General features: G+C 60.8%; 4 protein-coding genes. 3 read left to right on the forward strand and 1 reads right to left on the reverse strand.

The features are described 5' to 3' along the window. The first annotated feature begins 245 nt into the window (after positions 1-245). On the forward strand, positions 246-1,457 hold the full coding sequence (gene tyrS, locus C2L80_RS12935) for a tyrosine--tRNA ligase (RefSeq protein ID WP_103263340.1): 1,212 nt from the start codon (positions 246-248) through the stop codon (positions 1,455-1,457). A gap of 1,578 nt (positions 1,458-3,035) precedes the next feature. Here the strand turns inward: tyrS and C2L80_RS13795 are convergent. Next, positions 3,036-3,665: a hypothetical protein gene (locus tag C2L80_RS13795; protein WP_129589972.1), complete on the reverse strand. Its 630-nt coding sequence runs from the start codon at positions 3,663-3,665 to the stop codon at positions 3,036-3,038. Between the two features lie 28 nt (positions 3,666-3,693). Between C2L80_RS13795 and C2L80_RS12945 the strand changes: the two genes are divergently transcribed. Together C2L80_RS12945 and C2L80_RS12950 are read left to right on the forward strand one after the other, a co-directional pair. Beyond that, positions 3,694-4,152, forward strand: coding sequence for an RNA polymerase sigma factor (locus tag C2L80_RS12945; protein ID WP_239939015.1), 459 nt, complete (start codon positions 3,694-3,696; stop codon positions 4,150-4,152). Then, a complete protein-coding gene (locus tag C2L80_RS12950) occupies positions 4,149-5,072 on the forward strand; it encodes an anti-sigma-I factor RsgI family protein (RefSeq protein WP_103263342.1) in 924 nt (307 codons plus the stop codon). The genes C2L80_RS12945 and C2L80_RS12950 overlap by 4 nt, the downstream gene beginning before the upstream one ends. The last annotated feature ends 421 nt before the right edge of the window (positions 5,073-5,493 follow it).

Consider the following 5,493-nt stretch of genomic DNA (forward strand, 5'->3'; position numbering starts at 1 on the left):
TTCCCCAGCGAGATGCGACTTTGCGAAACTTCTGGGAATGTGACATTATCCCCGTCCCTCTGTCACCCCGCACCAGCCCCCGCCACCCCGACATTGCTTGAACCCCGACATTGCTTGAACCCCGACATTGCTTGAACCCCGACATTGCTTGAACCCCGACATTGCTTGATCCGTGAGGCGGGCCGAGACGGCGTTTACCTACTATGGTAGAATCGCAAGCTACGTACCCAGAGAAAGAGGATCCGATGCTATCCGCGGAAGAACAACTGCATATCATCGCTTCCGGCGCGGCGCAGATCGTGCCGGAAAGCGCGCTGCTTGAAAAGCTCAAGCGTGGCAAGCCGCTCAACATCAAGCTGGGCGTCGACCCCACGGCTCCCGACATCCACCTCGGCCACGCCGTGCCGCTGCGCAAGCTGCGTCAGTTCCAGGATCTCGGCCACGGCGTCACGCTCATCATCGGCGACGGCACCGCGCTCATCGGCGATCCCTCGGGCCGCAACTCCACGCGCCCGCAGCTCACGTCCGAGCAGATCAAGGCGAACGCCCAAACCTACGTCGACCAGGCGTTCAAAATCCTCGATCCCGAGAAGACCACCCTGCGCTACAACTCCGAATGGCTGCTCTCCCTCAACATGGAGGGCTTGCTGAAGCTGGCCAGCAACTTCACGGTGGCCCGCATCCTCGAGCGCGATGACTTCCACAACCGCTACACGAACAATCAGTCCATCAGTCTGCACGAATTCCTCTACCCGCTCATGCAGGCCTACGACTCGGTGGTCATCGAGGCCGACGTCGAACTCGGCGGCACCGACCAGCTGTTCAATCTGCTCGCCGGCCGCGAGCTCATGGAGAAGATGGGCATGGAGCCGCAGGTGTGCCTCACGCTCCCGCTGCTCGAGGGCACCGACGGCGTGCAGAAGATGTCGAAGAGCTACGGCAACTACATCGGCCTCACCGACGAACCGGCCGACATGTTCGGCAAGGTCATGTCCATCCCCGACGAGCTCATGGTGAAGTACTACCGCCTCGCCTCGGCGCTGCCGGTGGACGAGATCGACGAAATCGAGCGCGGTCTGACCGCCGACGAGCTGCACCCCAACAAGGTGAAGCGCGCCCTCGCGCAGAACATCGTGGCCGCCTACTACGACAAGGCGGCGGCGCAGGCGGCCGAGGAGCAGTTCGACCTCGTGTTCAAGCAGCACGCCGTGCCCGACGACATTCCCGAGTTCGCAGCCGACCTCACGCCGAACGACGAGGGCGCGGTCTACTTGGCCAAGCTGCTCGCCGACGCGGGGCTGGCCGCCAGCGCCGGCGAGGCGCGCCGCCTCATCGACGGCGGCGGCGTCAAGGTGAACGGGGAAGCGCTCCCTGCGAAGTCCTACAACGTCGACCCCGCGCTGCTTGCCGGAGCGGTCGTGCAAGTGGGCAAGCGCAAGTTCGTCAGGTTCGTGTAGTTTGATCGCACATCCTTTTGCCTTCGCCAGCGGGCGGCCCTCGGGTCGCCCGCTGCGCGATTCAAGAGGGCCGCGCGAGGGTGTAGACGTTGGTTGCCGCAGGTACCGACTGCTTCGTTTCGGTTGCTGCGAGCGCTCAGAGGGGCTTCATGGGGAAGGCTCCAGCTTCGCCGCCTTCTTTTGTCGGTTACTCTCTTGCTTCGTATGACTGTCGAAAGTGGTTTTCACCAGCCCTTTCCTCCGATCCCTTTGGTCGTTTTCGCGGTCCCCTTTTCTCTCTGCTAAACCAGAATTGACACGAACTTGTGCTCGTCGAGTCTCGAGCCGAGCTTCCTGAGACCGGGCGCTTCGGAGGCCCCCTCGTCCAGCGGACGGGGCCTCCTGCGCCGCCGACAGGGCCTTGCCCAGCGGGCCGATTCAGCCTCTGCCGACTCTGGTTTGACGCAGACTTCGGCCCGAACCGGCAGAGATCGCGTCGTGTACATAGGTTTCCTTCCGAAAAAGCGCCCCGAGGAGCTGGCGGCGGCTCCGACGAATACTCCGACCCGGGAAAACGCCTCCGTCGGGACGGGAAGGCGTTCGGCGACCTATGCGCAAGATGTGATCCGTGCCGTTTCGGGCCCGCGTGCGTGTCGAACCTCCATCGGCGCGGGTCCGTGTTCGCCGGAACGGGTCGCGCGCAGCGGTCCGACCCGGCCTATGTTGGCGATGGTTTGGGATGGAGAGAGGCCGGTTCGTGGCGGGTTTTGACGGAAAACCGCGGCCACCTCGCGGCCGCTTTGCCGAGCGAGATCCATGCCGTGTCCCTGATCGGGGGAGTCGCGGATGCGCGGGGTGCGCCGATGCCGAAAGGGCGGCGATCCGCCGTCCTCCAGGGCGGTTTTCCGTCAAAACCCGCCAAAGCCCGGGGCCTCTCTGTCAATCCTGGTTTGTCATAGGCTCATGAAGGCTTTAGCACGAAATGACGGTTAAGAACGATTTTCCAACGGGATCGAATTTCGCGACCTGGTGTTTCTCCGAAAATGTTCCTGCAAGGAGCGTAAAAATCGTTCTTAACCGCCATTTCGTGCCAACCCGCCCACCCGTCTCTGTCAAACCAAGATTGCTATAGGCCAGATCGGCCCCGCCGCGCGCGGACCGCCCATACGCCTCGGAAGCCCCCGATCCGTCAGGCGGGGGCCTTGCGGGGCGTCTGACCGGAGGGGTCCGGCTCGGAGCTAGAAGAATATGGGTTCGTATCGATCTTGGTTTAACGTAGACGCCCATGCCAATGGTGGCCCAACGGAGACGTTTCTTTTCGTGGTGCAAAAAGTCGTTTGGCGAACGGTTTCGCCATCTTCGCCATCTTCGGCGGCGTTCCAAGGTTCGATGAAGATGCGGGGGCAGACGCCACCACGTCCCCTCTTCTTTAAGCCCTCCCCGCTGCGTTTTCCGCATCTCCAAACCGTTCACCAAACGGGTTTTTGCAGACGCGGCGGGCCTCCGCGATGTCGGCGCGTGTACGTCTTGCGTTCGAGGCGGGGAAGGGGCCTGGGCCCGTCTTTGCGCAGTGTCGGATGCGTCTACATACATGATTGTTCATGGAGGGCATGGTTTGCTCGTCGATATCGGCTCGATGCGGTTTCGGAAAATAGTTGCGAGTTGGAAAAAATCCTGCAAGGATGAAAGCAGCTCATTCGTGTTGTAGATAAAGAGCAAACCGCGACAAGAGGAGCAACCATGAAGAAGAGGACTTTCGCGATCATTGCAGCCGTGGCTCTGGTGCTGCTTATCGTGCCCACGATCGCTTTCGCGAACGGAGTTCGACAGGTTTGGTGCCCGGAAAGCGATGCCGAGGTTCTTGCGGCGTACGCGTCGGGCACGGCAGGAAGGGGCGATGCGGCGTTGCCCGAGCCTACGGCTTCTTTTGCGCGTGAATCGCGCATCGACGGAGCCGACAATGCGGCGCAGGATAATCGCACGGTCGGGCGCGGAAATTGCCCTGGCTTTATCGATGAGGATGGCAACGGCGTGTGCGACGTATGCGAAAGCGACCGAAATGCTTGCCCTGGTTTCATCGATGCCGACAACGATGGCGTATGCGACAATTACGGCTCGGGTGCCTGCGGTCAGGGTATTGGCGGTGGATGCGGCCATCATGGAAATGGCGTCGGTCGTCACGGTTGCATGAATCGTTAACCGTCGAAACGCTTCAAAACCGATAGCCATGCGGGCGCAGGACGACATCGAGGGCGCAATGGAGCGGCACGGCGACGCCGTTTGGCGCGTGTGCGTGCTGTATTTCCGATCCCATATCGATGCGCAAGACGCTTTTCAGGACGCGTTTCTCAAGTATGCGCTGTCCGACCAGATGCGCTTCAACGACGACGAGCACCGTAAGGCGTGGCTGCTACGCGTTACTGCCAACGTGTGCAAAGATATGCTGAAAGCAGCGAGCCGGCGAGCGGTTTCGCTCGAGTCCTCTTGTGCGGACGACGCGATGTCGAACGATCCTGCGACCCAGCCTGCGTCTTTTGAGAGCGAGGTGATCGATGCGATGCGCGGCCTCGACGACCCGCCTCGCACCCCGCTGTACCTTTCTCTTTGCGAAGGGTATACCGCTCCCGAGATAGCGAACATGGTGGACGCTCCCGTCAACACTGTGTATTCGTGGATTGCGCGTGGCAAAAAGCAGTTGAAGGAGGCGCTGTCATGAGCGAACTCGACGAGCGCGTTCGACGAGCTTTCGATGACGTTGTTGTTCCCGACGACGTGAAGCGCGCAACCCTCTCCTTCATAGCGCGCATTGCCGAGGAGGGTGGGCAAGACGCACCGACCGTTTCCGCTCACGCATCTTCGTCTGAGCGTTTTGTCTCGCGTCGCGAGGGGCGCGAGACGCGAAGCCGCGCCTTTTCGCTCTCCCGCAGGATGTTTGCCCTTGCGGCGTGCCTTGTTCTTGCGGTTGTCGGATTCGGCGGGTTTTCGGTGTATACGCAACCCACCGCGTACGTGGGCATCGATGTTAATCCGTCGATCGAGCTTGGCGTGAATCGTTTCGGCATCGTGGTGGAGACTACTGCTCTGAACGATGATGGCCGCGCGCTGCTCGATGCCGTGCCCCTCGTGGGTCGGAACTATGTTGACGCGTTGACGTCGCTCACGCAAAGCGATGCGTTCGAGCCGTACGCGCAAGAGGGCTCCTTCGTCGAGATCAGCGTTGCGTCAGATAGCGAACGTCAGGGCGCGGATATCCGTCGGCAAAGCGATGCTTGTTTGGGCAAGTTGCCGTGTCGAAGCGCGTGCCATGCGGTGGACAGCGCAACGAGGGAGGCGGCTGCGTCTGCAGGTATGGGGGTCGGTCGTTATCGGGCGGCTCTCGAATTGATGGAGCTCGATCCTGAGGTAACGCTTGAAGAGTGCAAAAATCTCAGCATGCGGCAGATGCGCGACCGAATAGCGGCTTTGTCTGGAGACGGCGTTGAGCGCGAAACGCCGGATTCGGTCGGATCGCGGGACGCATGTGGTCGAGGTGAATGCCAAGGGTCGAGCGAGAAAGCCGATGAGCATCGGTATGGAAGAGAGGGGAAGAGGGGCGGCATCAACTCCGGTGATGATGGTGAGAACGCAGGTGCCTGATCGAGCAAGTTCCTGCATTTTTGTGAAAGTGCGTTCGCAAAAACCGATCGTAAGGTTTGTGACCAGGCGTTTTCGTTGATGGTCGAAAAAAAGTTCAATATTTTGAAAATTGCCTATTGCGCTACCGAAACCTTACGGGTAATATACGTGTTCCGCGCTTGAGGAGAGCGCGGGCCGCACCTCGCGAAAGGGAAGCAATTCCCGAGGGAGTTGAAGTGGAGGACGAAAGCCTTCCGAAAAAAACTTCCGAGGACTTGGAAAAAAGTTCTTGACAGCGGGGAGGCGGGCGGGTAGCATATCTCCTCGCGCTTCGGCGGAAGGCCGGAGCGGAGGGGCCCCAAGGGCCCCGCGGGAACCTTGAGAACCGGATACTGAGGAGCAAGGAAAAGCCAGTCGACGACGAGTCGATTCCGAGACGGCC

Origin of the sequence: Rubneribacter badeniensis, assembly GCF_002899695.1 — a bacterium.
GTDB lineage: Bacteria > Actinomycetota > Coriobacteriia > Coriobacteriales > Eggerthellaceae > Rubneribacter > Rubneribacter badeniensis.